We start from the raw sequence: 24,026 nt of genomic DNA, 5'->3' as shown, positions 1-24,026 counted from the left end.
ACTTATACCTTCGCCACGAGTGGGCGACCCAGCAGGCCTTGGGGACGGAAAATCAGGATCAGCACCAGCAGCGAGAAACTGAACACGTCTTTGTAGTCGGAGTTGATCAAGCCGGAGAACAGCGACTCGGAGATCCCGAGGATGATCCCGCCGAGCATCGCTCCGGGCAGCGAGCCAATGCCGCCGAGCACGGCTGCGGTGAACGCCTTGATGCCGATGACGAAGCCGGCGTAGAAGTCGAAGGTGCCGTAGTTCATGGTGATCAGCACACCGGCCAGGGCCGCCATGGCCGCGCCGATGACGAACACGTAGGAGATCACCCGGTCAGTGTTGATCCCGAGGATCGAGGCCATCTTGCGGTCTTGCTGGGTGGCCCGGCACATGCGCCCCAGCTTGGTGTACTTGATGATGTAGGTCAGCAGCGCCATGCCGGCGAACGCCGCCACCAGGATGAAGATCTTGGTGTAGGTGAGCTGCACGAAGCCGGTGCCGATATCGACTTTCCAGGCGCCGGCCAACAGGGTCGGAACCCCTTGCTGCTTGGCGCCCTGGCTGATCTGCGCGTAGTTCTGCAGGATCAGCGAGATACCGATGGCGCTGATCAGCGGTGCCAGGCGGGTGGAGTTGCGCAGGGGTTTGTAGGCCACGCGCTCGATGACCCAGCCATAGATCCCCGTCACCACCACGGTGAAGACCAGGGTGCCGAGAATGAGTAGCGGGAAGGATTCAATGCCGAAGTAGGCCAGCAGAGCCAGACTGATTGCCGCGAGGTAAGCGGAAATCATGTAAACCTCGCCGTGGGCGAAGTTGATCATGCCGATGATGCCATAGACCATTGTGTAGCCGATGGCGATCAGACCATAGACAGACCCGAGGGTCAGTCCATTGATCAGTTGCTGCAGGAAAATACCATCCATAACGCAATCTCACGGACTTGAGAGACGGCACAGGGCGTCAGCGACGGACAGGGATCACCGGTCCGCGCAACACGTCCGTTGTGCAGCTCTACGAGAAAAGGCAAGTACTGCACGAGTACGAACCGGTACCAGGGGGTAGTACCGGTTCGTTCGGACTCATGTCACTTCTGTTTTTCCAGCTGGTGGTACTTGCCGTCCTTGTCCCACTGATAGACCACGTAGTCGGAGATCTTCAGGTCGCCCTTGCCATCCCAGGACTTCTCGCCCATCACGGTTTTCACCGGGTTGGCCTTGAGCCACTTGGCGGCGTCTTCGCCTTTGTTGGATTTGGCGCCATTGAAGCCGGCGGCCAGGGCCTGGACCGACGCGTAGGCGTACAGGGTGTAGCCTTCAGGCTCGGTGCCGGCCTTGCGGAAGGCATCCACCACGGCCTTGCTGTCCGGCAGCAGGCGTGGGTCGGCGCCGAAGGTCATGTACACACCGTCGACGTATTGCGGGCCGCCGGCGGTGGTCACCAGCTCGTCGGTAACGATGCCGTCGTCGGACATGAACTTGACGTCCTTCAGGCCCTGCTCACGCAGCTGGCGTACCAACGGACCGGCTTCCGGGTGCAGGCCGCCGAAGTACACCACGTCGGCACCGGCAGCGCGGATCTTGGTCACCACGGCGCTGAAGTCCTTCTCGCCACGGGTCAGGCCCTCGTACAGCACCGGGGTCACGCCGCGCTTGGTCAGCTGTGCCTTGGTGGCGTCCGCCAGGCCCTGGCCGTAGGTGTCCTTGTCGTGCAGCACCACGACTTTCTTGCCTTTGAGCACGTCAACGATGTAGTCGCCGGCGACGATGCCCTGCTGATCGTCACGCCCGCACATACGGAACATCGCGGACAGGCCACGCTCGGTGACCTGGGGGTTGGTGGAACCCGGGGTGATGGCAATCACACCGGCGTCGCTGTACACCTCGGAAGCCGGAATGGTCGACGAGGAGCAGAAGTGCCCCACGACGCCCGCCACCTTGTCCTGGTCCACCAGGCGGTTGGCCACGGCCACGGCCTGCTTCGGTTCGCAGGCGTCATCGCCCTTGACCAGGACGATCTTCTCGCCGTTGACCCCGCCCTTGGCGTTGATCTCGTCAGCCGCTGCCTGTGCACCCTTCATGTACTGCTCGCCAAATGCCGCATTGGCGCCTGTCATGGGACCCGCTACGCCGATCTTCAGGTCGGCTTGAGCAAACGCAGAAACACCCAGCGCAGTTGCCACTGCGAGGGCCAGAAAGCCTTTCTTGTAAAACGTCTGGGACATGAGGTGGTGCTCCAAGGTTTTTTTAGTTGGCACTGCGACTTCACTAGAATTGCTCAGAGCAAGCGCCGTGCCAGTGGTTTTTTATTCTGAAAAAAGTCGCTGTCTTATTGTTATTTCGACTGTTTCGAGCCCATTTTTATTGGGCGTGCAACCGTCTAAACCGCGGAAGGTAAAACCCTGCTTTTTAATGGGCGCAACCCATGCGTGCCATCATTGCAACCGCGACACAATTCAACGTGCAACCCTGCTGTAACAGCCCGCGTCACCGAACTGCACACTGCTGGTGCGAGACTGCTACGAGCCGCACCATTACAGGCTAGTCGCTGCATCGAAAAGCGTCGTCCCCGACTGTTTATTTCCTTGTTCAGATGACGATCCGCAGGCACTGGCCCGCGTGGTAGAGGGAGAATCCGGCCTCGTACAGACAACTGCGCAACCCCACTCCGACCAAGGGCTGCATGGGGGCAAAAGGAATCGGCAGGGCCTGGGGATTGCCGTTACACAGGTAGTCGGCGAACGCCTTGCCGACCACGGTGCCGGTGGTGACGCCACGGCCGTTGTAACCGGTGACCGCCACCAGGCCGGGCGCCGGTTCAAACAGGCGCATCAGGTGATCGGGGGTAAAGGCAATGCAGCCGGTCCAGGTGGATTCCCACTCCACCGGTTTGAGGTAGGGGAAGTAATGCTGCTGCACCCGATCGGCCCAGGCCTTGAGGAACCACAGGGGTTTCTGGTTGCCGTTGCCCAGGCTGCCCAGCAACAAGCGGCCATCGGCATCCCGGCGAATGCTGCTCAGCACCTGGCGGGTATCCCAGGAGCCCTGGCCTCCGGGCAGGATCTGCCGGGCGGCCTCTTCGGTGAGCGGCGCCGAGGCCACCTGGTAGTAGTAGCCGGGGAAGAAGTTGCGCCGCAGCTCGGTCCAGTCGCCTTCGGTGTAGGCGTTGGAAGCGATCACCACCTGCTCGGCCAGCACCGAACCCTGGTCGGTCTGCACCGACCAGCGCTGACCCTGGCGCTCAAGGCGGGTCACCGGGGAATGATCGAACAACTGGCCGCCGAGCTTGATCGCGGCCTTGGCCAGCCCGGTGGTGTAGGCCATCGGGTTGAGGGTACCGGCGCGCCGGTCGAGCAAGGCGGCGGCGATCTTCCGGGTGCCGGTGGCGGTTTCACAGGCGTCACCGGTCAACAGTTCCACCGGCGCACCACGGCGCTTCCATTGCTCCTCGCGGCTGCGCAGGTCGGCTTCGCCCCGGGCGTTGTGGGCCATGTGCAACGTGCCTTCGCGGCGTAACTGGCAATCGATCTGGTATTTGTCCACCAGGCTGAACACCAGGGACGGCGCGGCCCCGAGCATGCGGTTGAGCTGGCTGCCCACCTGCTCGCCGAAACCGGCCTCGATCTCGTCCGGTGGAATCCACAGGCCGGCGTTGACCAGCCCGACGTTGCGCCCAGAACCGCCCTGCCCGGCGCGGTGGGCCTCGACGACACAGACCCGTTTGCCTTGCTCCAGCAGATGCACGGCCGCCGACAAGCCGGTGAAGCCGGCGCCGATGATGCACACATCCGCCGTCAGCTCGCCCTTGAGCGGCGCATTGTCAGGCCTTTGTGGGGTCAGTTTTTCCCATAGACATTGTTCTTGTAGCGCCATTGCCAGACTCCGAAATCAACCCACCACAGACGCTGAAACGCATTGACCGCTGTTCGCCAGCAAGCTGGCTCCTACAAACCTCCCCGTAGGAGCGAGCCTGCTCGCGAAAAGACTCAATCGAAGGTGATGCCCTGGGCCAGCGGCAGTTCCTGAGAGTAGTTGACGGTGTTGGTCTGGCGCCGCATGTAACCGCGCCAGGCATCGGAACCGGACTCGCGGCCGCCACCGGTTTCCTTCTCGCCACCAAAGGCGCCGCCAATCTCCGCGCCACTCGGGCCGATGTTGACGTTGGCAATCCCGCAGTCGCTGCCCACCGCCGACATGAACTGCTCGGCTTCACGCACGTCAGTGGTAAAGATGCACGACGACAGGCCCTGGGGCACGGCGTTGTTCAAGCGCAGGGCCTCTTCGAAGTCGTTGTAGCCGATCACATAGAGGATCGGGGCGAAGGTTTCGCTGCACACCACATCGCTCTGCTCCGGCATTTCGACAATCGCCGGCGACACGTAATAGGCATTGGGGAACTGGTCCTGCAACTGGCGTTGGCCACCGAACACCCGGCCGCCCTCGCTCAGGGCCTGTTCCAGGGCGTCCTGCATGGCGTCGAAGCTGTGCTTGTCGATCAGCGGGCCGATCAGGTTGCCCTGCAGGGGGTGGCCGATGCGCACCTTGGCATAAGCCGCCTTGAGCCGGGTGACGATTTCCTCCTTCACCGACTCGTGGGCAATCAACCGGCGCAAGGTGGTGCAACGCTGGCCGGCGGTGCCGACAGCGCTGAACAGGATGGCGCGCACGGCCATGTCCAGGTCGGCGCTCGGGCCGAGGATCATGGCGTTGTTGCCACCCAGTTCGAGAATGCTGCGGGCAAAGCGTGCGGCCACTTTCGGCGCCACTTCACGGCCCATGCGGGTGCTGCCGGTGGCGCTGATCAGGGCCACTCGTGGATCGTCCACCAGGGCGGCGCCAGCGTCGCGACCACCGATGATCACCTGGCTCAAGTACTCGGGAGCATCCTGGAAATTCTTCAGCACCCGCTCCAGCAACGCCTGGCAGGCCAGGGCGGTGAGCGGGGTCTTCTCCGAGGGTTTCCAGATCACCGGGTTGCCGCAGACCAGCGCCAGGGCGGTGTTCCAGGCCCAGACCGCCACCGGGAAGTTGAAGGCACTGATCACCCCCACCACACCCAGGGGATGCCAGGTTTCACGCATGTGGTGACCGGGACGCTCGGAGGCGATGGTCAGGCCATAGAGCTGGCGCGACAGACCGACGGCGAAGTCGCAGATGTCGATCATCTCCTGCACTTCCCCCAACCCTTCCTGGGTGATCTTGCCGGCTTCCCAGGAAACCAGTTCGCCCAGATCGGCCTTGTACTCGCGCAGCACCTCACCGAATTGCCGCACCAGCTCGCCACGACGGGGGGCCGGGACTTTGCGCCACAGGGCGAATGCATGCTCTGCGCGACTGACCTGCTGCTCCACTTCGGCGGCGCCCTGCCAGTTCACGGCGGCGATCCGGCTGCCGTCGATCGGCGAATGCACAGGCTGGGTGCCCGACTGGTACAGGGCCGGGTTCACACCCAGACGATCAAGCAATGCGGCAACCATGGGGTCACTCCTTACAGATGAAAAGCCAAAAAAACCGACCGCTGCGACGGTCATCAAGGCCTGTAGTTGTAGCTGGCCTGAGACTTGCCAACAAACGACCTTTAAGCGAGATATCATTCCGTTTATTCATGCTGAGCCGGCATCCAGCACCGATAAGAACAAGGACCACCCATGCTCAACAAACGCTACCTGCCGTCGATCACTGCCCTGCAGTGCTTCGAGGCCGTTACCCGGCACCTGAGCTTCACCCGCGCCGCCGAGGAACTCAATCTGACCCAGAGCGCGGTCAGCAAGCAGGTGGCGCAGCTGGAAGAGCTGCTGCAGCACCTGTTATTCCGTCGGGTCCGCCGCCGCCTGCAACTGACCCCGGCCGGCGACCTGTATCTGGTGGAAGTGCGCAAGATCCTTACCCAGGTGGAGATGTCCACCCACTACCTGCGCTCCTACGGCGGCGAGACCGAAGTGCTGCGGGTGTCCACGCCCTACACCTTCGGCGCCCGCTGGCTGGTGCCGCGCCTCAAGGGCTGGCGCCTGCGCCATCCGCATATCCACCTGGACCTGTGCAACGAGCAGGAGCCGGACGAACTGCTCCAGGGCCACGCCGACCTGGCGTTCTACTTCGGCCAGGGTTCGCGCCCCGGCACCGAGAGCCTGAAGCTGTTCAGCGAAGAACTGGTGGCGGTCTGCGCCCCGGATAGCCTGCCCACCGAACCCTTGACCGACCCGCGGCAACTGACCGATCTGGTATTGCTGCAAAACGCCTCACGGCCCCAGGGCTGGCACGAATGGTTCGAACAGCAGGGTTATCAGACCGAACACAGCTATCACGGCCCGCGCTTCGAAACCTTCTATATGTGCATCCGCGCCGCCCAGGTCGGTTGTGGCGTGGCGCTGCTGCCACGCTTCCTGGTGGAAGAGGAACTGGCCGAGGGCAAGCTGGTGATCGCCTGGAAGTACGCCATGCCCAGCCAGGATGCCTACTACCTGGCCTACCCCGAACACTCGGCGGAAGTGCCCAAGGTCCGCGACTTCGTGCGCTGGATGCTCGAACACAACGATGCTCCCCTCGCATAGGAGCCGGCTTGCCGGCGAATGGGGCCCAGGCACGGCCGAAGCCCCATTCGCTGGCCAGCCAACACCTATCGCAGGAGAATGGCCCGCCGCAAAAATCGCTGGTCAAGCGCAGGACGTCTATGCGCCACTAGCGCCTTCATTGAAAGAGCTGAAGCCGCCGCTGTCCGTCGCGGCCAGCATGGAGATTCCCGTTATGAGCGAGAGTGTGTTTGCCGATCGCATCGTGCAGAACCTGCTCGACACCGACTTCTACAAACTGACCATGATGCAGGCGGTGCTGCACAACTACCCCAACGTGGAAGTGGAATGGGAGTTTCGTTGCCGTAACAGCGAGGATCTGCAGCCGTACCTGGCGGAGATCCGCTATCAGTTCGAGCGCCTGGCAGAACTGAGCCTGAGCGCCGACCAACTGGGCTTTCTCGAACGCATCAGCTTCCTCAAGCCGGACTTCCTGCGCTTTCTCGGGCTGTTTCGCTTCAACCTGCGCTACGTGCACACCGGCATCGAGAACGGCGAGCTGTTCATCCGCCTGCGCGGTCCCTGGCTGCACGTGATTCTGTTCGAAGTGCCGATGCTGGCCATCATCAGCGAAGTGCGTAACCGCTACCGCTACCGCGAGATACAGCTGGTGCAGGCCCGGGAGCAGCTGTACCGCAAGTTCGACTGGCTCAGCGCCAACGCCAGCAGCGAAGAGTTGTCCGAACTGCAAGTGGCGGATTTCGGCACCCGCCGACGCTTTTCCTACCGGGTCCAGGAAGAAGTGGTGAACGTGCTCAAGCACGATTTCCCCGGGCGTTTTGTCGGCACCAGCAACGTGCACCTGTCCCGGGAGCTGAACATGAAACCCCTGGGCACCATGGCCCACGAATGGATCATGGCCCACCAGCAGTTGGGCCCCCGGTTGATCGACAGCCAGATCGCCGCCCTCGACTGCTGGGTCCGCGAATACCGCGGGCTGTTGGGCATTGCCCTGACCGACTGCATCACCACCGACGCCTTCCTCGGTGACTTCGATCTGTTCTTCGCCAAGCTGTTCGACGGCCTGCGCCACGACTCCGGGGACCCGATCCTCTGGGCGGAGAAAGCCATCGCCCATTACCACAAGCTGGGCATCGACCCGATGAGCAAGACCCTGGTGTTCTCCGACAGCCTGACCCTGCCGCGCTCCCTGGAAATATTCCGTGCGCTGCGGGGGCGGATCAACGTCAGCTTTGGCATCGGCACCAACCTGACCTGTGATATTCCCGGTGTCGAGCCGATGAGCATCGTGCTTAAAATGGCCGCCTGCAATGGCCAGCCCGTCGCCAAGATCTCCGATGAAGCGGGCAAGACCCATTGCAAGGATCCCAACTTCGTCGCTTACTTGCGCCACGTTTTCCAAGTACCTGCCCAACCTGGCAAGGAGTGAATCATGCAAGCCGCACAGCGTGAGATTGCGCAGCAGCTGAAGGTCCAAGCACCTTTTCCCGACCAAGCTGCCCTGGAGGCGGAAATCGCCCGGCGCGTCCGTTTCATCCAGGATTGCCTGGTCAATTCCGGTCTCAAGTCCCTGGTCCTGGGTATCAGCGGCGGTGTCGACTCGCTGACCGCCGGCCTGCTGGCCCAACGCGCCATGCGTGAGCTGCGCGAGCGCAGCGGTGACGACAGCTACCGCTTCATCGCCGTGCGCCTGCCCTACGAGACCCAGTTCGACGAACACGATGCCCAGGCTTCGGTGGACTTCATCAACCCCGACGAACGCCACACCGTGAACATCGGCCCGGCGGTCAAGGCCCTGGCCAATGAAGTCGCGGCCTTTGAGGGGCAGCACGCGGTGTCCCGGGACTTTGTCCTGGGCAACACCAAGGCGCGGATGCGCATGGTGGCCCAGTACACCATCGCCGGCGCCGCCCAGGGCCTGGTGATCGGCACCGACCACGCCGCCGAAGCGGTGATGGGTTTCTTCACCAAGTTCGGTGATGGCGCCTGCGACCTGGCGCCACTGAGCGGCCTGGTGAAGAATCAGGTGCGTTCGATTGCGCGCTACTTCGGCGCTCCGGAATCCCTGGTAGAGAAGGTGCCCACCGCCGACCTCGAGGACCTGTCCCCGGGCAAACCGGATGAAGCCTCACATGGCGTCACCTACACCGAGATCGACGCCTTCCTGCATGGCCAGCCGGTGCGTGAAGAAGCCTTCAAGATCATCTGCGACACCTACCGCAAGACCCATCACAAGCGCGTCATGCCCTTCGCCCCGTGACCCACCACGTTCTGTAGGAGCCGGCTTGCCGACGAAGCGGCCGCTATGCTGCACAAGGTTCAATGGCCTGTTCGCGGGCAAGCCCGCTCCTACATACACACACAAAAAAAGCGCCCCTAGGGGCGCTTTCTTGTTGCAGCCGGGCCTGATGTTTACTTCAGGACCACAGCGCCTTTCATCATCGAGTTGTGGCCTGGGAACGAGCAGAAGAACTGGTAGCTTTCGCCAGCAGTCAGCTTCGATACGTCGAAGGTCACCGAGTCTTTCTCGCCAGCACCGATGATCTTGGTGTGGGCGATGACGCGGGTGTCGCCTTCTTTCAGGTAGCTCTTGTCGATGCCAGCGGCCATGCCGTCGGCGGCGATGCCAGCCATGTCTGCGGTTTTGCTCAGGACCCAGTTATGACCCATGACGTTCTTCGGCAGGCTGCCGGAGTGAGTCAGGTTCACGGTGAAGGTCTTGCAGCTCTTGTCGATGGTGATTTCCTTAGTGTTGAAGGACATCTGGTCGGTAGAGTCGACATCGACCTTGCATTCGGCAGCCATCAGTTGGCTGCTGGCCAGTGTCAACAGGGATACCGCAACGAGTTTGGCAAACATGGTGAATCTCCAAGGCAGGGTTAACAAAATCCATCTGAATCCATGGGACCGAAGACTGCCTGAATTTCTGCCAAGTTCCTATGATTTGCATCAAAAAACTGTATACAACTCTCTGCTATCGGGCCGATCAAGACAATCAAACAGTCCCCTGCGAAACCGCCCTCTAAGATCTGCCCATCAACATCTTTTAGGAGCCTTGGTCATGCCTCTCAACAGCCTGTTTCGCAGCTTGCTCGCCGCCTACGCCTGTGGCGCCAGCGGCACCCATGAAACCCCGCAACGCGAGGTTTAATGCTTGGAGCCAGATCTTTCAGCCTTTACTCTGAGGCCATCAATGACCACGGAGTAAGGCATGTCGTTAACTTCTGTCTGTGTATTTTGTGGCGCCAGTACCGGCAGCCATCCCCTCTATCGTGAAGCAGCCCAGGCCCTGGGCCGGGCCCTGGCCGAGCGCAAGCTGACCCTGGTCTATGGCGGCGGCGCGGTGGGCCTGATGGGCATAGTGGCCGACGCGGCCCTGGCAGCCGGCGGTGAAGTCATCGGGATCATCCCGCAAAGCCTGAAAGACAAGGAAATCGGCCACAACGGCCTGACCCGCCTGGAAGTGGTGGACGGCATGCACGCACGCAAGGCGCGCATGGCTGAACTCAGCGATGCCTTCATTGCCCTGCCTGGGGGCCTGGGCACCCTGGAAGAGTTGTTCGAAGTCTGGACCTGGGGCCAACTGGGCTATCACCACAAGCCTCTGGGCCTGCTGGAAGTGAACGGCTTCTACGAAAAACTCAGTGGATTTCTCGACCATATCGTCGGCGAAGGCTTCGTCCGGGCCCCGCACCGTGACATGCTGCAAATGAGCGAATCGCCAGCCAGCCTGCTGGATGCCCTGGACGCCTGGAAGCCTTCGGTAGCGGACAAGTGGGCCGAGAGCAAACCCAGTTAACCGTCAGCACCCGATAACAGGCAGAATACGCGCCGCTCAACCTCACCTTCGACCCCAGAGGATCGCCCATGGCTAAACCCAACTACTCCTTCGCCAAACGTCAACGAGACTTGGCCAAGGAACAGAAGAAAGAGGAAAAGCTGCAACGCAAGAAAGCTGCTGCAGAAGAGGCCAGCGCACTGACCCCGGATACTGAAGGTGAAGTGAGCGTCGATGACGCCGAGTCTCAGCCCCCCCAGGCCTGACCTGAAACTGTAGGAGCTGGCTTGCCAGCGAAAGCGCTCTCCAGCCCTACGCAGTATCCGCCGGCCTCTTCGCCGGCAAGCCGACTCCAGCTTTATTCCAGAGGCATGACGGTGACCCGGACCTCCGGGTCATGGCTGCCCCCGCCAAGAATCACTCCACGCAACGGCGAGACATCGGAAAAATCACGGCCCCAGGCCAGGGTGATGTGTTCCAGTGCCGGCTGCACGTTGTTGGTCGGATCGAAATCCACCCAGCCCAGCACCGGGCAAAACACCGAAACCCAGGCATGGGAAGCGTCGGCACCGATCAGCCGCGGCTGCCCCGGCGGTGGCTGGGTCAGCAGGTAGCCGCTGATGTAGCGCGCCGCCAACCCTCGCGAACGCAGGCACGCCAGCATCAGGTGGGCAAAGTCCTGGCACACACCCCGTCGACGCTCCAGGACTTCCACCAAAGGTGTCGCCACTTGGGTCGCTTCGGCATCGAAGGTGAACTCGCTGAAGATCTTCTCCATCAAGGCCTGGACGCCCTGCAACAGTGGCCGGCCCGGAGCAAAGCAGCTTGCGGAAAACTCGACGAAGCGCTGCTTGAGATGCACATAAGGTGACTCGAAGCGATAGCGGCTGGCCTCCAGCAACGCCACCGGCAATGGCCGACCGCTGTAGGTCAGGGCTCCGCGGGCGACATCCCACGCCATGGACGCGGCAAAGTCCAAACGCGGCCGATCCAGCACCTCGACGCTAAGCTGGGCGTTGACCTGCAATTCATCATGGGGCCGCTCGAAGGCCAGACGGGTCAAAGGGTTACCAAACACATCCTGCTCGTCACGGCGGGAGGTGGGCTCGGGACTGATCAGCAACTGCCGCTCGCTGCACTGTTGCCAGGCGCAAACCCGGGGCCACAGGTGCGCCAGCTGCTGGGCCAGGGACACCGGGCTGTCGTAGCGATAATGGGTGTCATGGAAAATCTGGTAGCGCGCGCTCATTACACCGACACCGTTTGCTGGCTGACATCATCCACGTGGGCGAAATGCCGCAAGGCCAGGCGATCGGACACCTGGCCGCTGACCTCGGCGATCTCTTGCAACAGGTCCGCCAGCCCGGCCACGGCGGCTCTCACGCTGGCCTCGCCAAACAGGGAGTTCTCCAGGCAGCCCAGGTCGACATGGGCCAGGCGCTCCACCAGCCCCGGCAACGCCACCTCGCGGGGCACGCCGAAGTCATCGTTGAGGCGCTTGAGGGTTCGGGTCACCAGCTTGAGCTGGAACAGCACCGCGTGGGGGTTCTGCTCATCCAGCAGCAACAGGTCGAGGACCGGGATCAACTGCGCCACCGCCAGGTAGCGGGAGCGATAGGTGATGCTGCTGTTGCCCAGCTCCAGCAGCCACTCCAAGCCCGCCTGATCGAACACCGCAGTGCCCCGCAGGAAGGCCGCCAGGCTGCTGCTGAGAAATTGCAGGCGCTCGATGCGCCGGCCAATCATCAGGAAGCGCCACCCTTCGTCCCGGGTCATGTCGTCCAGGGCGAATCCCGAGAGCGCCGCCAGGGACATCACCAGACGATTGAGAAAATCCAGCAGCTCGCCGAAGTCCGGCTCTGCGGTGTCCAGCTCCTGGGCTTCGCGCTGCAACTCCACCAAGGCCTGCCAGTTTTCCCGGGACAGCTTGCCGCGCACCTGGGAGGCGGCCCACTGCAGGCGCTGCAGGTTGGAGCGCAAGCTGAACGACCAGTCCTCCCCCAGCAGGGCCGCCAGCAGACGCTCGGGCAACTCGCCCTCATCCGGCAGCAGCATCAGGCTTTCCCCCAGGTCCACTGCGGCCAGCAAAGCTCGCGGATCGTCGCCATCGACGTAACGGGCCAGCATGATCCGCAACAGCCGTGCACTGTCGTCACAGCGCTCACAATAACGACCGAACCAGAACAGGTTTTCCACCACCCGCGACGGCAAGTAGGGATCACGACGGACCAGGTCATAGACACCAATGGTGCGCTGGGCTTTCCATTGCTCGCCGCTGGGGGCGCGCTCCCCCAGCACCCAAGTGTCCTTGCTGGCGCCACCGCGCTGCATCGACACCACTTCGGCGTCGGCGTCGGCGGCGACCCGGGTCAGGCCGCCGGGCAGCACCCGATAGCCGTCGTCGCTGGCCACCGCGTACACCCGCATACCGATGGCCCGTGGCTGCAAGCCACCGTCCTCGGCCTGCCAGACCGGCGCCTGGGACAGTTGCGGCAACTCCTGGGCGACATAAGCGTAGGGCCGCGCACGCATACGCTCGGCGAGGCTGGCGCGCTGTTCGGGACTCAGGTCGCGCCCCAGCACCGGGGTGAAACTCTGGGATGGAAACGCCGGTTTGATCAGCAGCTCTGGGAGTTTCTCCAGGGCCTGTTGCAGCACGGGCGCCTCGCCACACCACCAGGTGGCGATGGAAGGCAGGAGCAATGGCTCCCCCAACAGGAACTGGCTGATTTTCGGCAAGAAGCCCAGCAGCCCTGGAGACTCCAGCACCCCGCTGCCCAGGGCATTGGCCACCAGCACCCGGCCCTGACGCACCGCATCCAGCAGGCCGGGCACCCCCAGAGCGGAATCGGTACGCAGCTCCAGAGGATCACAGAAATCATCATCCAGGCGACGCATAATGGCGTGCACCCGACGCAGGCCACTGAGGGTCTTGAGATAGACCGTGGCATCGCGCACCGTCAGGTCGCCGCCCTCCACCAGCGGGTAACCCAGCTGGCGCGCCAGGTACAGATGCTCGAAATAACTCTCGTTGAAACGCCCCGGAGTCAGCAGCACGATCAGCGGCGCTTCGGCATCCCGGGGCGCCTGCCGGGCCAGGGTTTCCTGCAGGGCACGGAAGAAGCCGGCCAGATGCTGCACGTGCAGGTCGCGGTACATATCCGGAAAGGCCCGGGACACGATCATGCGATTTTCCAGGGCATAGCCGGCCCCGGACGGCGCCTGGGTACGATCGGCAGTGACCCACCAGCGACCATCGGGGGTGCGCGCCAGGTCCACTGCATAGAGGTGCAGAAAGGTCTGCTCGGGCGGCTGGATGCCCTGGCATGGCCAGAGAAAGTTGTTGTGCCCGAACACCAGTTCAGCAGGCAACAGCCCTTCGCTGATCAGTCGCTGCGGGCCGTACAGGTCCGCCAGTACGGCATTGAGCAGGCGCGCCCGCTGGGCGATCCCGGCGGACAACAGTTGCCACTCCTCCACCGGGATCACATGGGGCAGCAAATCCAGCTCCCAGGGCCGGTCCGCGCCCTTGGGGTCGGCATAGACGTTGTAGGTAACACCGTTCTCGTGGATCTGCCGGGTCAGCAGCGCCTGGCGCTGGGCCAGTTGCGCGGGGCTGCTGCGTTGCAGTTGTTCAAGCAGGCGCTGCCAGTGCGCCCGGACCGCACCCTGGTCATCCAGCAGCTCATGGTAGGTACCCGCCGTCAGCGGGTAACGGTCTAGCAAGTCAGGCATGGAACACTCGGCAGACGGCAGGGAAAGTCAGATTAACCCACAGCCCCGACGCCCGGATATGGCTATATCGCGGGCGTCGCAGGTGGATTAGAAGCGTCGCAAATCCAGGGTCATGGGCAGCTCGTCATTGATGATCAAAGGCGGCACCGCGAGGCTACCGGGGCTGTGTCCGAGGCGAAAGAAACGCGCCATGCGTCGGCTTTCCGCTTCATTGGCATTGACCGGCAGACTGTCGTAGTTGCGCCCCCCAGGATGGGCCACATGGTATTGGCAGCCCCCCAGGGAGCGCTGCATCCAGCTGTCCAGCAGATCGAACACCAGCGGTGCGTGTACCGGGATGCCGGGTTGCAGGCAGTTGGCCGGCTGCCAGGCGCGATAGCGCACTCCGGCGACAAACTCCCCTACCCGCCCCGTGGGCTGCAAGGGGACCGCCACACCGTTGCAGGTCAGCACATGGCGCTGCGGCGTCAGCCCGCTGACCTTGACCTGCAGACGCTCCACAGAGGAGTCGACATAGCGCACCGTGCCCCCGGCCCCGCCCTCTTCCCCCAGCACGTGCCAGGGCTCAAGGGCCTGACGCAACTCCAGCTCGATACCGCTGACCGCGTAATCGCCGACCTTGGGAAAGCGAAACTCCAGGTGCGGGGCAAACCACTCGGCCCGCAGCGGATATCCGGCGGCATTGAGCTCTACCAGCACATCGGCGAAGTCCTGCTCGATGAAATGCGGCAGCAGGAAGCGATCGTGCAGCTCGGTGCCCCAACGCGCCAGCTTGGCCGGGGCATAAGGTTCGCGCCAGAACCGCGCCACCAGCGCCCGCAGCAGCAACTGCTGGACCAGGCTCATGCGCCCATGGGGCGGCATTTCAAAGGCCCGCAGTTCCAGCAGGCCGAGACGCCCGGTGGCGCCGTCCGGCGCATAGAGCTTGTCGATGCAGAACTCGGCGCGATGGGTATTGCCGGTGACATCGATCAGCAGGTTGCGCAGCAGGCGATCCACCCGCCACGGCGGGCACTCCTGGCCCGGCGCGGGCATCTGTGCAAAGGCAATTTCCAGTTCATAAAGCGAGTCGTTGCGCGCCTCATCGACCCTGGGTGCCTGGGAGGTGGGGCCGATGAACAATCCGGAAAACAGGTAGGACAACGACGGATGATTGTGCCAATAGCTGATCAGGCTACGCAGCAGGTCGGGGCGGCGCAGGAACGGCGAATCCGCCGGCGTCGCGCCACCGAGGACGAAATGGTTGCCGCCGCCAGTACCGGTGTGGCGCCCGTCGATCATGAATTTCTCACTGGTCAGGCGGGTCTGCCGGGCCTGCTCGTACAGGAACTCGGTGCGCTCCACCAGCTCGTCCCAACTGACCGAAGGCTGCACGTTGACCTCGATCACGCCCGGGTCCGGCGTCACCCGGAAGTTGCTCAAGCGCGGGTCGGCGGGCGGCTCGTAGCCTTCCAGCAGCACCGGGCAATGCAGCTCTGCCGCAGTGGCTTCAATCACGCTGACCAGTTGCAGGTAATCCTCGAGTCGCTCCAGGGGCGGCATGAACAGGTACAGCCGCCCTTCTCGCGCCTCGGCGCAGAGCGCGGTGCGGGTCAGCCAATCCGCGGACTGATCAATCTCTGGCACGCGCTCATCCGCAACCGCCGACTCAGGGACTTCTGCGAGCTGCGCCCGGTCCGGCAGCTCAGGGAAATCCTGGTTCGGATCGTTGGGGTGAATGAAGGGGTACTCCGCCGCTGTCACCCAGGGTTGGGACGCCAGGGGCAGGCGATAGCCCAGGGGGGAATCCCCAGGCACCAATCGGCAATGACTGTCTCGCAAATACCAGCGGCCGCTCTGCCATTGATCACCCTTGGCGCTACGGGCCAGGGGCAGCACCTGGCCAATGACTTTATCCAGACCCTGGCTGAACACCTTGCGCAACCGCTGGCGCTCCAGGGCATCCTCCAGCCGCGAGTCCTCGGCACTGACATTGAGGGGCAGGCGGCCCTCGCGCCACAGGTAATAGAAGTGGTCTTCGTAGGCGGGAAACACAAAGCGCCCGGGCAGCTTCAGGCGCTCGGCGACACTGGCGAGAAAGCGCCCGGCCAATGATGCGTCAGCGCCATAGTCCTCGTGCTCATCGGCAACCAAGGCGCTGTTGTGCCAGATCGGCACACCGTCAACTCGCCAATAGCAGTTCAGCGACCAGCGCGGCAATTGCTCCCCCGGGTACCACTTGCCCTGGCCGAAATGCACCAGCCCCTGAGGCCCGTAGCGCTGGCGCAGGCGCTGGAACAGCTCAGCGGCCAAACGCCGCTTGTTCGCGCCCAGGGCGGCGGTGTTCCACTCGGCGCCGTCGGGATCGTCGATGGCCACGAAGGTCGGTTCGCCGCCCATGGTCAGGCGCACATCGTTCTGCAGCAAGTCCACATCGATCTGCCGACCCAGGGCCTGGATGGCCAGCCACTGCTCGTCGGTGTAAGGCTTGGTGACCCGGGGCGCTTCCCAGATCCGCTCCACACTCATTTCATGGCTGAACTGACACTCGCAAGGTTCCACAAGACCCGTGATAGGCGCCGCTGAAGAGGGATCGGGGCTGCAGGCCAGGGGAATGTGACCTTCTCCGGCAAACAGCCCTGAGGTGGCGTCCAGGCCGATCCAGCCGGCTCCGGGGAGGTAGACCTCGCACCAGGCGTGCAGGTCGGTGAAGTCCACCTCAGTACCCGAAGGACCGTCCAGGGATTTGACGTCGGCCGTGAGCTGGATCAGGTAGCCGGAGACGAAACGCGCCGCCAGTCCCAGGTGGCGTAACAGCTGCACCAGCAGCCAGGCCGAATCGCGACAGGAGCCGGAGGCATTGACCAGGGTCTGCTCCGGGCTCTGCACCCCCGGTTCCAGGCGAATCAGGTAGGCGATGTCTGCGCTGAGTCGCTGATTCAACGCCACCAGGAAGTCCACCGCAGGCAACGGCGTACGCGAGATACCGTCCAGGTAGGCCTGGAACTTGGGCGTCAGGGGCAGGGTTTCCAGGTAGGGCGCCAGCTCGCGCTGCTCATCGGCGGCGTAGGCGAAAGGGATCTGCTGCGCGTAGGGCTCAAGGAAAAAGTCGAACGGATTGAACACCGCCATCTCCGCCAGCAGATCCACTTCGATCCGCAGCTCGGTGGTTTTCTCCGCAAAGACCAGGCGCGCCAGATAATTGCCCTGGGGGTCCTGCTGCCAGTTGATGAAATGCTGCTCGGGCTGGACCTTCAGCGCATAGGAGAGGATTCGCGTGCGGCTGTGGGCAGCCGGGCGCAGGCGGACGATCTGCGGGCCAAGTTCGACGGCGCGGTCGTAGCGATAGTGCGTGACATGGTGCAATGCGACATGAATCGACACGGCGTGCCTCCTGCGAGCCTGAGCGGTGGATGAACCCGCGCAAGACTTGTGCCAGGGCCCAAGTCCGGGGGGTTGTTCAACGACTCGGGGCAGTACAGCACCAAAACCGCGCAACCGGTGCATCCCTGTGCAGCTCACTGCACAGAAATGTGCCAGACGGCATGACCCGAAGCGGCTGCGCTCGCACTGTTAATGCAGCGCCAGCTCAATGCGCCAACGCTGACAACGGACCGCCAACAAGACCGGCTTGCACCGCGATCGGCAGCCAAAACAAAAACGCCAGCTCCGAGGAGCTGGCGTTCTGTTGTCTAGCGCGGTACCACCGGCTTGCGGGTTGGCTTCTTGCCTTTGCCCTTGGCCGCATCGGCACGCTCCTTGGCGGCCTGCTTGTTGCGGGCAAAGGCGGCGGCCTTGGCCTGCTCACGCTTGTCCCAGGCATTGCCACCGTCACTGCCACGCGGCGGCAGGCCGGTGTGCTGGGTCAGGATCTTGGTTTCCTTGGCCACCTTGTGGCTGCCGGCCGGTGTCGAATTCTTGCGGCGGGCGCTCTGGTAGCTGTCGGTGGCCGGCTGATGGGTCGGAATCAGCTGGTGCTTGCCCGGGCCGATCAGGTCGCCACGCCCCATGCGCAGCAGGGCCTCGCGCAGCATCGGCCAGCCCTTGGGATCGTGGTAGCGCAGGAACGCCTTGTGCAGGCGACGCTGCTCCTCGCTCTTGACGATGGTCACGCCGTCGCTCTTGTAGGTGACCTTGCGCAGCGGGTTCTTGCCCGAGTGGTACATGGCGGTGGCGGTGGCCATCGGCGACGGATAGAACGCCTGCACCTGGTCGGCGCGGAAACCGTTGCCCTTGAGCCACAGGGCCAGGTTCATCATGTCTTCGTCGGTGGTCCCCGGGTGGGCGGCGATGAAGTACGGAATCAGGTACTGCTCCTTGCCCGCTTCCTTGGAGTACTTCTCGAACATCCGCTTGAAGCGGTCGTAGGTACCGATGCCCGGCTTCATCATCTGATTGAGCGGACCTTCCTCGGTGTGTTCCGGAGCAATCTTCAGGTAGCCACCCACGTGGTGGGTCACCAGCTCCTTGACGTACTCCGGCGATTCCACCGCCAGGTCATAGCGCAGGCCGGAAGCGATGAGGATCTTCTTCACCCCGGGCAAGGCGCGAGCACTGCGATACAGCTGGATCAACGACGAATGGTCGGTGTTCAGGTTCGGGCAGATGCCGGGGAACACGCAGGACGGCTTGCGGCACGCGGATTCGATCTCCGGGCTCTTGCAGGCAATGCGGTACATGTTCGCGGTCGGGCCGCCAAGGTCGGAGATCACTCCGGTAAAACCGGGAACCTTGTCGCGGATTTCTTCGATCTCGCGAATGATCGACTCTTCGGAACGGTTCTGGATGATCCGCCCTTCGTGCTCGGTGATGGAGCAGAAGGTACAGCCACCGAAGCAGCCGCGCATGATGTTCACCGAGAAGCGGATCATGTCGTAGGCCGGGATTTTTTCCTTGCCATAGGCCGGGTGCGGAACGCGCTGGTAAGGCATGCCGAACACGTAGTCCATTTCCTCGGTGGTCATGGGAATGGGCGGCGGGTTGAACCACACGTCCACTTCGCCATGTTTCTGCACCAGGGCGCGGGCGTTGCCCGGGTTGGTTTCCAGGTGCAGCACGCGGTTGGCGTGGGCGTACAGGACCGGGTCGTTGCGCACCTTCTCCATGGACGGCAGGCGGATCACGGTCTTGTCCCGGGTCATCCGCGGGCTGGCAAGGATCTGCACCACCTTGGCTTCGCTCGGATCTTCAACCGGGCCCTTCTCCTGCTCGATGGCGCAGGCCTGGGTGTCCTGGGTATTGACGTAGGGGTTGATGATCTTGTCGATCTTGCCCGGGCGGTCGATACGGGTGGAGTCCACTTCGTACCAGTCTTTGGGCGTATCGCGGCGGATGAAGGCGGTGCCGCGCACGTCGGTGATGTCTTCGATCTTGTGGCCATAGGACAGGCGCTGAGCCACTTCAACGATGGCCCGCTCGGCGTTGCCGTACAGCAGGATGTCGGCGCTGGCGTCGATCAGGATCGAGTTGCGCACCCGATCCTGCCAGTAGTCGTAGTGAGCAATACGGCGCAGGGAAGCCTCGATGCCGCCCAGGACGATCGGCACATGCTTGTAGGCTTCCTTGCAGCGCTGGCTGTACACCAGGCTGGCGCGGTCCGGACGCTTGCCCGCCAGGCCGCCCGGGGTGTAGGCGTCGTCGGAGCGGACTTTCTTGTCGGCGGTGTAGCGGTTGATCATCGAGTCCATGTTGCCGGCGGCGACACCGAAGAACAGGTTCGGCTCGCCGAGCTTCATGAAGTCGTCTTTGGACTGCCAGTTGGGCTGGGCGATGATCCCCACGCGAAAGCCCTGGGACTCCAGCAGCCGGCCGATGATCGCCATGCCGAACGAGGGGTGATCGACGTAGGCATCACCGGTGACGATGATGATGTCGCAGGAATCCCAGCCGAGCTGATCCATCTCCTCCCTGCTCATGGGCAGGAATGGTGCTGGCCCGAAACATTCGGCCCAGTACTTTGGATAGTCAAATAACGGCTTGGCTGCTTGCATGTCGATGACCGGTGTTGGCTTGGATAGGGACGCGTTGATTCACAGGGAAATTCGCGGGCGCGGAATATAGCACAAAAAATAACCAATTCCGACCATTATGGTCGGAATTCGGTGCAGCCCGATTCGCCGGCGAGCCGGCACCTACAGCTGGGCGCCGGCAAGCGAATTGCCAGCGAACGGGCGGGTTATTCGTCGTCGTCGAAGTTGTAACTGCCCGGCGCAAGGTTCTCGAAGCGGGTGTACTTGCCGATGAACGCCAGGCGGATAAAGCCGATGGGGCCGTTCCGCTGCTTGCCGATGATGATCTCGGCAATGCCCTTGTGCTCGGTCTCGGGGTGATACACCTCATCCCGGTACACGAACATGATCACGTCGGCGTCCTGCTCGATCGCTCCGGATTCCCGCAAGTCGGAGTTCACCGGGCGCTTGTTGGGACGTTGTTCCAGAGAGCGGTTGAGCTGGGACAGGGCCACCACCGGGCAGTTGAATTCCTTGGCCAGGGCTTTGAGGGACCGGGAGATCTCGGAAATCTCGTTGGTCCGGTTGTCACCGCTGGACCCCGGGATCTGCATCAGCTGCAGGTAGTCGATCATGATCAGCGCGATGTCGCCATGCTCACGCACCAGGCGACGGGTCCGCGCACGCATCTCCGAAGGGCTGATACCCGCGGTGTCGTCGATGAACAGCTTGCGGTCGTTGAGCAGGTTGACCGCCGAGGTCAGGCGCGGCCAGTCGTCGTCTTCCAGCTGGCCGGAACGGACCTTGGTCTGGTCGATGCGGCCCAGGGAGGACAGCATACGCATGATCAGCGATTCGCCTGGCATCTCCAAGGAGTACACCAGCACCGCCTTGTCGCTGCGCAGCACCGCGTTCTCCACCAGGTTCATGGCGAAGGTGGTCTTACCCATGGACGGACGGCCGGCGACGATGATCAAGTCGGCCGGTTGCAGGCCGCTGGTCTTCTCGTCGAGGTCGGTGTAGCCGGTGGACAGGCCGGTGATGGCGTTGTCGGTGTTGAACAGGGTATCGATGCGGTCGATGGCCTTGGTCAGCAACTCGTTGACGCCCACCGGACCGCCGGTCTTGGGCCGCGCCTCGGCAATCTGGAAGATCTGCCGTTCGGCCTCGTCGAGGATCTCTTCGGCGGTGCGACCTTCAGGGTTGAAGGCGCTGTCAGCGATCTCGGTACTGATGCCGATCAGTTGGCGCAGGGTCGCCCGCTGGCGAACGATCTGCGCATAGGCCTTGATGTTGGCCACCGACGGGGTGTTCTTGGCCAGCTCGCCGAGATAGCCCAGGCCGCCGACCTGGGAGGTCTGGCCTTCCTTGTCCAACTGCTCGGACAGGGTGACCACGTCGATGGGCATGTTCTGATCGGCCAGCTTGGCGATGGCGCGGAAGATCAAACGGTGGTCATGCCGATAGAAATCGCCGTCGGACACTTGATCCAACACGCGTTCCCAGGCGTTGTTGTCCAGCATCAGACCACCGAGCACGGCCTGTTCGGCCTCGATGGAATGCGGCGGCACCTTCAGGGCAGCGGTTTGCAGATCGTATTGCTCGGGAGCGGAAATATCGTTCATGGCCACTTGGAATTCGGGGGTGAAAATCAGGATCAGCAGAAAGACAAAGGGCACGACCTGTAAACAGGATCGTGCCCGATGTTAACCGTCAGCCACACAAGGTGCCAGACGATTTGGTACTGCTTAAGCAGCCACCACGACAACGCGTACGGTTGCTTCAACTTCAGCGTGCAGGTGCACGGCTACGTCGAATTCACCTACGTTGCGGATGGTGCCGTTCGGCAGACGAACTTCGCTTTTTGCAACTTCAACGCCGGAGGCGGTCAGTGCATCAGCGATGTCGTGGGTGCCGATCGAACCGAACAGCTTGCCTTCGTCACCGGCGGTGGCAGTGATGGTCACTTCCAGCTCGGCCAGTTGGGCAGCGCGGCTTTCAGCCGAAGCTTTACGGTCTGCAGCCAGTTTTTCCAGCTCAGCACGACGCTCTTCGAACGCAGCCAGGTTGGCAGCGGTAGCAGCGGTGGCTTTGCCGTAAGGCAGCAGGTAGTTACGGCCGTAACCAGCCTTAACGTTCACTTTGTCGCCCAGGTTGCCCAGGTTGGCGACTTTTTCCAGAAGGATCAGTTGCATGTGAAAATCCTCTTAACTTTTAACCTTCACCGTTCGCGTTATCGGCGTCTTTCGGCGCCAAACGACCGCGAAAATCAACCAGACTGTCGACAATGGCCAGGACCACTAGCAACGGATAGATCAGCTGCATGAATGGCAACAGCGTGACGTACAACCCCACCAGCCAGAATCTGGCCAGTCGCCCTTGCGCCACCAGCCCGTGAATCAGGGCCAGCCCGGCAAAAGCCAGCGGGACACTGCACATCGGCGTGAGCATGGCCAGTTGAGGTCCGAAGTTCGGCCCCACCAACATGCACGCCAGCAGCAACATCGCTGGCCCAAGAGGGATTCTGATGGCGCGAAACTCGCGACCAAAACCACCCGGGTTATACAACACAGCCTGCCAGTAACGCCCAAGAATCAGGCTCAGCACGCTGATGGCTTGCAACAAGGCCGCTATCAGGCCGGTCAGGATCGGTGCAATCAGCGTGGCAAGACGAGCTCGCTCTTCAACCGATAACTGCTGGTAGACCTCACCCAAGGCCATCGGCAGGATCTTTATCAATTCCTGCGACAACGCTTCGATCTGAGGGCGGAAAGCCGCACCCAGGACTCCAGCAAACACCAACCCCATCGCTATGCTGACCAGCAGCACGCGGCTCCAGGACTCGCCTGCGCGCAAAACCAACGCAAGACTCGAAGACCCCACCAGCACCAGAAATGCTCGCGGGTCATCGAACGCCAGCCACCAGAACAAAGCCGGCAGCATTCCCAGAGCGAGGACACCAAGGGCATCCTTCAACCCGCGCCGCAGAAGCACCAGGCTCCCCGCGGCAGCACCCAACCAATACAACAACGGCAATGCCGAACAGCCAGCCACTACCAGAGTGGCCTGCATACGACCGCGCATGATGAACTCAGCTAAGGCGCGCATGCATTCAATCCCTTACTACTTGTCGACTGCCCGGTCTCAGCGGCCGTGGCTGTCGGTGTAGGCCAGCAGGGCCAGGAAGCGGGCGCGCTTGATAGCGGTGGCCAGCTGACGCTGATAACGAGCTTTGGTACCGGTGATGCGGCTTGGAACGATTTTGCCGGTCTCGGATACGTAGGCTTTCAGAGTGTTGAGATCTTTGTAATCGATCTCTTTCACGTCTTCAGCGGTGAAGCGGCAGAATTTACGACGACGGAAGAAACGTGCCATGTAATTGGCTCCTCAAAAGGTCCGTGGATTACTCGTCAGCGTTATCGCTGGCGTCGCTGTTGTCGCTGTCATCGCCATCGGCGCTGTCAGCATGCTCAGGACGGTCACGACGCTCACGGCGCTCACTGCGGTTTTCTTCAGCCTTGAGCATCTCGGATTGGCCAGTGATGGCTTCTTCGCGACGGATGACCAGGTTACGGATCACAGCATCGTTGTAACGGAAGTTGTCTTCCAGCTCAGCCAGGGCTTTACCGGTGCACTCAACGTTCAGCATCACGTAGTGAGCCTTGTGAACATTGTTGATTGCGTAGGCCAGTTGACGACGGCCCCAGTCTTCCAGACGGTGGATTTTGCCGCCGTCTTCTTCGATCAGCTTGGTGTAACGCTCAACCATGCCGCCGACTTGCTCGCTTTGATCCGGGTGGACCAAAAAGATGATTTCGTAATGACGCATGAATGCTCCTTACGGGTTGTAGCCTGCCGCCTATAAGCGGTCAGACAAGGAGTGAATGACACTGGTGTGTCTTGCCTGTTAGTAGGCACATATGCGCCTGCCGTCACGGCAAGGGGCGCAATTGTAGAGAAGGGGGAACAGCGGCGCAAGGCAATTGGTGATTATTTGAACAATCACCTGCAGGAGCCAACGAGCCGGCAATGGACGGCAAGGCGTGGTTCGCCGGCAAGCCGGCTC

General features: G+C 62.4%; 19 protein-coding genes. 5 read left to right on the top strand and 14 right to left on the bottom strand.

All coding sequences use genetic code 11. The features are described from left to right. Positions 1-2: 2 nt before the first annotated feature. From WIN67_RS02990 to WIN67_RS02975, 4 genes are all read right to left on the bottom strand, one after another. On the bottom strand, positions 3-917 hold the full coding sequence (locus WIN67_RS02990; RefSeq protein WP_102862931.1) for an ABC transporter permease subunit: 915 nt from the start codon (positions 915-917) through the stop codon (positions 3-5). A gap of 161 nt (positions 918-1,078) precedes the next feature. Beyond that, the gene (locus tag WIN67_RS02985; protein WP_102881998.1) at positions 1,079-2,215 is read right to left on the bottom strand and encodes a branched-chain amino acid ABC transporter substrate-binding protein; all 1,137 of its coding nucleotides are present in this window, start codon (positions 2,213-2,215) and stop codon (positions 1,079-1,081) included. A 364-nt stretch (positions 2,216-2,579) separates the two neighbouring features. Continuing rightward, positions 2,580-3,863, bottom strand: coding sequence for an FAD-binding oxidoreductase (locus WIN67_RS02980; RefSeq protein WP_339070613.1), 1,284 nt, complete (start codon positions 3,861-3,863; stop codon positions 2,580-2,582). 113 nt (positions 3,864-3,976) lie between these two features. Continuing rightward, the gene (locus WIN67_RS02975; protein WP_253084231.1) at positions 3,977-5,467 is read right to left on the bottom strand and encodes an aldehyde dehydrogenase family protein; all 1,491 of its coding nucleotides are present in this window, start codon (positions 5,465-5,467) and stop codon (positions 3,977-3,979) included. Positions 5,468-5,638: 171 nt separating this feature from the next. On the opposite strand from WIN67_RS02975, the gene WIN67_RS02970 reads away from it, so the two are divergent. The 3 genes from WIN67_RS02970 to nadE all read left to right on the top strand — a co-directional run bounded on the left by WIN67_RS02970 (position 5,639) and on the right by nadE (position 8,780). Next, positions 5,639-6,541 (top strand): LysR family transcriptional regulator, encoded by a 903-nt coding sequence (locus tag WIN67_RS02970; protein ID WP_110650928.1) that lies wholly within the window; start codon positions 5,639-5,641, stop codon positions 6,539-6,541. Between the two features lie 193 nt (positions 6,542-6,734). Further along, the gene (gene pncB, locus WIN67_RS02965) at positions 6,735-7,949 is read left to right on the top strand and encodes a nicotinate phosphoribosyltransferase (protein WP_102882000.1); all 1,215 of its coding nucleotides are present in this window, start codon (positions 6,735-6,737) and stop codon (positions 7,947-7,949) included. Positions 7,950-7,952: 3 nt separating this feature from the next. Next, on the top strand, positions 7,953-8,780 hold the full coding sequence (gene nadE / locus WIN67_RS02960) for an ammonia-dependent NAD(+) synthetase (RefSeq protein ID WP_102862925.1): 828 nt from the start codon (positions 7,953-7,955) through the stop codon (positions 8,778-8,780). A gap of 152 nt (positions 8,781-8,932) precedes the next feature. Here nadE and azu read toward each other — a convergent pair whose 3' ends face one another. Beyond that, entirely contained in the window at positions 8,933-9,379 is a 447-nt protein-coding gene (gene azu / locus WIN67_RS02955) for an azurin (RefSeq protein ID WP_226522554.1), read from the bottom strand. Between the two features lie 352 nt (positions 9,380-9,731). On the opposite strand from azu, the gene WIN67_RS02950 reads away from it, so the two are divergent. Both WIN67_RS02950 and WIN67_RS02945 read left to right on the top strand, forming a co-directional pair. After that, positions 9,732-10,319: a TIGR00730 family Rossman fold protein gene (locus tag WIN67_RS02950; protein ID WP_110595446.1), complete on the top strand. Its 588-nt coding sequence runs from the start codon at positions 9,732-9,734 to the stop codon at positions 10,317-10,319. Between the two features lie 68 nt (positions 10,320-10,387). Beyond that, the gene (locus tag WIN67_RS02945) at positions 10,388-10,564 is read left to right on the top strand and encodes a hypothetical protein (RefSeq protein WP_339070612.1); all 177 of its coding nucleotides are present in this window, start codon (positions 10,388-10,390) and stop codon (positions 10,562-10,564) included. Positions 10,565-10,656: 92 nt separating this feature from the next. Here WIN67_RS02945 and WIN67_RS02940 read toward each other — a convergent pair whose 3' ends face one another. The 9 genes from WIN67_RS02940 to rpsF all read right to left on the bottom strand — a co-directional run bounded on the left by WIN67_RS02940 (position 10,657) and on the right by rpsF (position 23,789). After that, on the bottom strand, positions 10,657-11,547 hold the full coding sequence (locus tag WIN67_RS02940; protein WP_102862922.1) for a transglutaminase family protein: 891 nt from the start codon (positions 11,545-11,547) through the stop codon (positions 10,657-10,659). Then, positions 11,547-14,033 carry a circularly permuted type 2 ATP-grasp protein gene (locus WIN67_RS02935; protein ID WP_339070611.1) on the bottom strand — a complete coding sequence of 829 codons (2,487 nt, stop codon included), beginning with the start codon at positions 14,031-14,033 and terminating at the stop codon, positions 11,547-11,549. Before WIN67_RS02935 ends, WIN67_RS02940 begins: the two co-directional genes overlap by 1 nt. 87 nt (positions 14,034-14,120) lie before the next feature. Next, on the bottom strand, positions 14,121-17,396 hold the full coding sequence (locus tag WIN67_RS02930) for a transglutaminase family protein (protein WP_339070610.1): 3,276 nt from the start codon (positions 17,394-17,396) through the stop codon (positions 14,121-14,123). A 308-nt stretch (positions 17,397-17,704) separates the two neighbouring features. Further along, positions 17,705-20,002, bottom strand: a complete 2,298-nt coding sequence (locus WIN67_RS02925) for a YgiQ family radical SAM protein (protein ID WP_102862919.1) — start codon at positions 20,000-20,002, stop codon at positions 17,705-17,707. A gap of 185 nt (positions 20,003-20,187) precedes the next feature. Then, positions 20,188-21,585, bottom strand: a complete 1,398-nt coding sequence (gene dnaB, locus WIN67_RS02920) for a replicative DNA helicase (protein ID WP_007921486.1) — start codon at positions 21,583-21,585, stop codon at positions 20,188-20,190. Between the two features lie 123 nt (positions 21,586-21,708). Beyond that, on the bottom strand, positions 21,709-22,155 hold the full coding sequence (gene rplI, locus WIN67_RS02915; protein WP_020299422.1) for a 50S ribosomal protein L9: 447 nt from the start codon (positions 22,153-22,155) through the stop codon (positions 21,709-21,711). Positions 22,156-22,174: 19 nt separating this feature from the next. Continuing rightward, positions 22,175-23,068 (bottom strand): hypothetical protein, encoded by an 894-nt coding sequence (locus tag WIN67_RS02910; RefSeq protein ID WP_102862918.1) that lies wholly within the window; start codon positions 23,066-23,068, stop codon positions 22,175-22,177. A 36-nt stretch (positions 23,069-23,104) separates the two neighbouring features. Continuing rightward, positions 23,105-23,335 (bottom strand): 30S ribosomal protein S18, encoded by a 231-nt coding sequence (gene rpsR / locus WIN67_RS02905; protein ID WP_002551829.1) that lies wholly within the window; start codon positions 23,333-23,335, stop codon positions 23,105-23,107. A gap of 28 nt (positions 23,336-23,363) precedes the next feature. Continuing rightward, on the bottom strand, positions 23,364-23,789 hold the full coding sequence (rpsF, locus tag WIN67_RS02900) for a 30S ribosomal protein S6 (RefSeq protein ID WP_011058949.1): 426 nt from the start codon (positions 23,787-23,789) through the stop codon (positions 23,364-23,366). Between the last annotated feature and the right edge of the window lie 237 nt (positions 23,790-24,026).

The sequence above is a fragment of the Pseudomonas idahonensis genome (genome assembly GCF_037903935.1).
GTDB lineage: Bacteria > Pseudomonadota > Gammaproteobacteria > Pseudomonadales > Pseudomonadaceae > Aquipseudomonas > Aquipseudomonas danubii.
The sequence above is the reverse complement of the archived record's forward strand: the minus strand, read 5'-3'. Positions and strand labels throughout refer to the sequence as shown.